Genomic DNA, 6108 nt, shown 5'->3' with positions numbered 1-6108 from the left:
CAACAATATTTTATCACCAATATTGTATTACTACTCTATCTTTTGTCTTCTCAGGAAGCCTTTTCAAATAATTTTCAAAAAGACATCTAAAAACAAAAAATCTTTTCGAGAGCTGCTCTTTCCTTTTTTTGAGAAGAGCTATTCCGTCTCAAAAAGACCTGATGAATATATAAATTTTCAGACCGGATGTCAAACACTTTTTTAAAAGCCACTGCATTTTTTTTATTGATCCCGTAAAAAACAAATACAACTAAAATCAATACTAACAATTTCAGATAGTTATATTCATCAACAAATTGCAGCTTAAAAAATTATTTAAAACAGACTTTTTACAGGTTCTTTATTTAACACCTAACAATAAGTCCCTGGGGAAGACTTTCCCCAAACATGGCAGTCTCTTCAACTGACTCAAGGGGAATAGGCTGCTCTAAAACTATCAATTCGTTTTTTGAAGCACCTAATCCTACAATCCATAATTTAGCCCATTCAAGTAACTCTTCAGAAACATCTCTTGTTCGATCACCGGTTTTTCGCAACACACATAATACCATGGCATAAACAGGATGATCCTGTGATGCCCATCTGTTTTTAGCAATTTTTTTCATCCAGCTTTCAACCTCTTTTGCAGGAACAACTCTATCCACAGAGCCATAAAGGAGTTCTCTTGCCCCAAACCTGGATAAAACCCAGAAAAACTGCCGAGGCGTTTTTCCTGGTTTCAACTGTGGTAACAGTTTTCTTGCAAGAGAGATCTTGTCCTTTACCAGAAGACGCTCCATATTGGCCGCAGCCATCCATATCTCTGTTATCTCCTGGGTTGAAAGCTTTCTCTTATGGTTGTCAGACAATAAGTACGGTGAAATATTCTGAAAAAACTGGCGTTGCTGACCGGCATTCAATCCCCCTGCAATACGTCTGCAAAAAATCCACCATTCAACAGCATTCTGTTTTCCTTTTGGAAACTGGCATCCCTTTAGATATATTTTCCACAACTGCCTGATCCTCTCTTTATCAAATGCATCTCCAAAGCCTGGTCTTACACAGAAGCCTGTTAAATTAAGCCATCGGATTTCATGTTCCGGGCTATTTAATCTCAGTTCAGCATTAGATATAAGATAATCTGCAATAAGCCTTAAAAAAGATAGTGGCCATTGGGATTTTTTTTTGCCAACCAAAGTCTCTATCTGCTTAACAATAGATGACAAACGAGCCAAATCATCAACGGTAGAAAAAACACTGGAGATAAGATTGCGAGCTTCCTGTAAAAGTTCATCATCATACACCTCAGTTTCCATTGCCTCTCCTTTTATGGAATCACGCAATTGAAACTGTAACTTCCACCTGTGAGGCGTGATACTCGATCTGCACCACATGGCAAGAGTCCCCATTTCAGTATATTGAGGTTCTACGCGCACAGGAATCTGAGCTTTTTCTCCTTTTTTACCAAATTTTATGACTGTTTTAAGAGGTGCCATTGGTGTTAACGAATCATCAATATCAACAATATCTCCGCTTTTATCCCCAGAACGAAAACTTGAACTGAACATGCTGAACTCTACAGGTTGATTTGTGATGACTTCAAATTCCATTTCAGGCAAAGAGATTACAGAACCTTCATCAAGGCCCCTCTCAACAATGCAAACAGCTTTTGAAGCTGGAGTAACATCACCCTTTAATATTTCTGAAAATGATGATTGTTGATTATCAACCTCGGTATCAGATTTTTCCTGTGTATTGATCCCGACATAATAGCTTCTGGGGCTTCCGCTGCCAACCCTAACACCTGCTCCCTGCTTAACAAGACCATAATATGACGCTCCCAATGCAACCGAAAGGTCTGGTTCACTGTTTTCAAGAGAAATGGGCAGTAAGCCGTCTTTACATGCAAACCATTTTCTGATTGCACACCTTATTCTGTCCTGTAAAAGAGCCGGTTTCAATGAGCCGCCATTAAAAAGAATAAAATCCGGCATTGGCTCCTTGCCAAGTGTTGATTGAATATTATCACGGTGTTTTTCAAGGAACCATACAATATGACGGGTAATAGCCGGCTCCTGTTCATATGGCAAACCAAATTCCGCCATAGCCTTTACATTTCTCTTAATAGCATCACGTGATGGCTCCACATCAGGGAAAAATCCCTGGCAGAGAATAGTTTTCAGGTCAGATGTTGTTAAATCAGCAGAAAGGGTGCCAGCAATTAGAGAACGCCCCTCCCCCTTTAAGGTTATACGAGTAGCACTATCTTGAGAACTCTGCTCCCCTGCAAGAAGCTTCTCTTTGGCTGCACGGCATTTATGTCCAAGAGTTTTCCACTTATCAGGAGTTAAGGGTTCCCTTCTGGAAAATTTTGACTCCACATGCCTTGCCAATGCAAGATCAATATTGTCTCCACCAAGAATAAGATGGTCTCCCACAGCAAGCCTTTCAAACCGAGGAGTGCCTTCAGCCTCTTTCAAAGCAATAAGAGTAAAATCCGTTGTTCCTCCACCAACATCACAAACCAGTATTAAATCATCTGGTTTGACATAATTTTGCCAATCATACTCATGCTTTATAAGCCATGCATAAAATGCAGCAAGGGGCTCCTCAAGAAGAGTCAAATCCTTTCCAAATCCTGCGATTTTTGCTGCTTCCAGGGTAAACTCCCTTGCCGATTCATCAAAGGATGCAGGAACAGTGATCACTGTGTATTGGTTTTCAAGAAAAAGATCTTCATCTTTGACAGAGTGATTCCATGCTTTTCGAATATGGCGCAAATACTCTGCTGTTGCTGCCACAGGAGAAATTTTTTCTTTATGATCTGCCCCCCATGGAAGAATTGGTGCCTCACGATCAGCTCTGGCATGGCAAAGCCAGCTTTTTGCGGATGAGACAAGCCTTGAAGGAATCTGTGCGCCATGGTCCCTTGCAAACAGACCGACAAAGAGATCTGACTCCCGCTTCCAAGGATGTCTAAAGGATGATTTTGAGATATCATACTCACCAGGAATGTACAAAAAAGAAGGCAACACAGGCACCGGAGCAAACTCACCAGCACCTATGAGCTGTGGAACATTAAAAATCTTTATACTTCTTGCTGCATGATCTCCTTCAAGGCGGTTCATATCCACGTAAGAGACAGCGGAATTTGTAGTGCCAAGATCAATCCCGATTACATATCGTTTATCCTTAAAGTCCAAAATTATCTCCTGCTCATCAATCCTTTGGCCTGATATTAAGCTCAAGACGCCACTTGCGATCATCATCCCTTGAACATGCCCAGAACTCAAGAGTTCCAACCTCAGTGACCTTCACTTCAAATGTAACCGGAATAAAATTTTCTCCTTCACCATCAAGCTGTGTTTCAATGGAAGTCAAATCTTCTATATCCATATCTTCCCAGTTATCAATAACACTTCCTACACTGTCTTCATGTCTGGTGGATGAAGTCATTATATCAAAGTTTACTTTCTCCCCAACCACAAGGTTAAAAAGGCGATCTCTGCTTTCTGCATGACTGCCCTCTTCCATGCCGAAAGGGGCAATGCACAAGGCTCTGGTGGGCATGGGCATTCCGGGCACAGCAGGCATTGAAGCTTCAATGGCCATATAGTAGGACATTCCCAACCCTCCACGAATCTTGATTCCATCTCCACGGGCAGCCTGTCCATAATAAGATGCCCCCCATGCAACTGACAAATCAAAATCAACAGCATCAATTTCACGAATAGTTCCTTGACCTGCAAACTCCTGCCAACTAGCCAGAACCTCCATGATGCGCTCCCTTATAATAGCAGACTTCATAACTCCGCCGTTAAATACAACGGCAGTGGGAAGTTTGGGTCTCCCCTTGTCATCTTTGTGAGATGAAATAAACTTTGCAAGGTGCCTTGTTATTGCAGGATCTGCCTCGTATGCCAATCCAAACTCTTTCATACCTGTGGAACTTGCAGATGCAGGTTCCACTTCAAGATTACAAACAGGAAAAAAACCATCCAGAACAACTTTCTGAAGATCTTCAATGGCAAGAGCTATCTTGATAGTTCCTTTAATCAGGCCAGAGCCTCTACCAAGAACAGTGACAGGATACTCTTCAATATCATCACCTGACAAAAGTTTTTCCTTTGCTTTCCGGCACGAGTGAACAAGTCCCCTCATCTGCCATGAGTCCAGCTTTTTTTTCTTCTCTTTCAGACCGGCTGCCAAAAAATAAGACAATGCAAGATCGATATTATCCCCTCCCACAAGAAGATGTTTACCCACTGCAACTCTTTCAAGCTCCAGAAATCCATCTTTTCCCTCATTCACTTCAATAAGGCTGAAATCGCTTGTTCCTCCACCTATGTCACAAACAAGTACAAGATCTCCTTTTTCCACATTATCACGCCAACCATCCCCGGACTTGTCAATCCAGGCATAAAAAGCAGCCTGGGGCTCTTCTATCAATATAATATCCTGAAGCCCCGCCATGTGAGCTGCCTTTACCGTCAACTCTCTTGCAACAGCATCAAAAGATGCCGGAACTGTGAGGTAAATTGCCAGGTTCTCAAGACGAAGAGAATCAGAATCCTTAGCTATTTCATGGTTCCATGCATCTTTTATGTGGGAAAGCAGAGCGCATGATGCCTGAACCGGAGAAAGTTTATCAATCAAGGCACTTGTTTCCCATGGAAGTATGGAAGACTCCCTGTCAACTGCCTGGTTACAAAGCCATGATTTTGCAGATGATATCAATTTATGAGGAACTTCTGCACCTCTTTCTCTTGCAAACTCCCCTGCTGTGACAGGGGTTGTCTCGTCCCATGGCAGTTTAAGTGCATCAGATGAAAGCTCATGCCCCTCTTTTATGTATAAAAACGAAGGAAGAGCATCCTTTTTATCAATCACTCCGGCATCTGTGAGCTGGGGGATCTGAAAAACTTTAATTTCAGCCATAGATTTTGCAGGGCGATCTGTGTCAAGGTCAGCATATGCCACAACAGTATTGGTGGTTCCAAGATCTATTCCCACGATATAACGGGCATCTTTCACGGCAAGTTCCTCTCTTTTTCTTTATCTGTACAAGCTCAACCTTTTATCTGAACAAGCTCAACTTTTATCTACTCAAGCTCAACTTCTGCAGGTGAAATAATTGACGGATCACGAACATCAGCAAGCCTTGGCACATCTTTTTTTGCGGCTTTCCAGCCCCGATGCCGCAAGATACCCCTGAATGGAGGCTCGCCGGACACATTACCTGTCAGTTTTATGGCATCCGGATCAAAACCTGATGGGACATCAATTGACTCACCTTCCTCCTCATCAATCACCGGGGCCAGGCCAAGATATTTTTCAACTGTCTTTTTGCAATCCTCCTGAATACTTCGCACAGCAGAGCCTATCTGTTCATCATCATACAAAGAAAGATCTTCGGCAAAAAAATCAAGCAAACGACCTTCACGCTGCAAGACTGAAAGAAAATGCAAAAAAATTCGCTTCTTTCTTTCCTGTTCAATTTTTTGATCTGCATACTCTTTCTTTACTTCCTTTTCAGGCAAATCCTGCAATGTTTTTACAGTTGAAGAGTTTGTATCATTGGCAAACAATGACGAAACAGACAATTTCAAAACAAACCATAGAACAAGAGAAATAATTAGACAGAAAGCCGCTACAGATGGAACAATCCAAGAAAAATAGTTGATCAGAAGCATCTCAACAGAGTGCGCCACATCAGAAAGGCTCTGTATCATTATTTTCACATCAATACCAGGAATCACTATTGCTGCGCCAGTTCCGGGTGTTAATACTTGCAAAAGATGCTTTAATCCGAAATAGAGCCCAACACCTGTCAACCCTCCACACAACATCATCAAAAGAGTTATCACCACCAGGGATCTGGTGGCATATGCCTTAGTACCTTCCAAATTCAATTCTCCTGTTTGTTTATTTTTTTGTCAGATTTAAATTATTAACGTGGAAATGGCTATAGATTTCCAGAAAAGGATTTTGGCATCCCAATTTTGAAGGGCAGCCACAAAGGGGCACCCCTACATATTTTTTTCCAGGTGAACTCATGACTGACGAAAATCATATAGAATACTATAAATTTTCAGCAAATAATTTTGAAACCTCAACTCTGAAGGGGGC

3 protein-coding genes are annotated in these 6108 nt (G+C 41.7%); all 3 read right to left on the bottom strand.

The window, feature by feature from the left end; genetic code table 11:
- Positions 1-344: 344 nt before the first annotated feature.
- The 3 genes from MTBBW1_RS22040 to MTBBW1_RS22030 all read right to left on the bottom strand — a co-directional run bounded on the left by MTBBW1_RS22040 (position 345) and on the right by MTBBW1_RS22030 (position 5885).
- Positions 345-3182, bottom strand: coding sequence for an Hsp70 family protein (locus MTBBW1_RS22040; protein WP_080807287.1), 2838 nt, complete (start codon positions 3180-3182; stop codon positions 345-347).
- A gap of 16 nt (positions 3183-3198) precedes the next feature.
- Positions 3199-5013, bottom strand: coding sequence for an Hsp70 family protein (locus MTBBW1_RS22035; RefSeq protein WP_080807284.1), 1815 nt, complete (start codon positions 5011-5013; stop codon positions 3199-3201).
- Between the two features lie 68 nt (positions 5014-5081).
- Positions 5082-5885, bottom strand: coding sequence for a DUF2760 domain-containing protein (locus MTBBW1_RS22030; protein ID WP_087881820.1), 804 nt, complete (start codon positions 5883-5885; stop codon positions 5082-5084).
- Positions 5886-6108: the final 223 nt, after the last annotated feature.

Origin of the sequence: Desulfamplus magnetovallimortis (genome assembly GCF_900170035.1) — a bacterium.
Taxonomy (GTDB): domain Bacteria; phylum Desulfobacterota; class Desulfobacteria; order Desulfobacterales; family Desulfobacteraceae; genus Desulfamplus; species Desulfamplus magnetovallimortis.
This window is presented reverse-complemented; position numbering and strand designations above follow the sequence as displayed.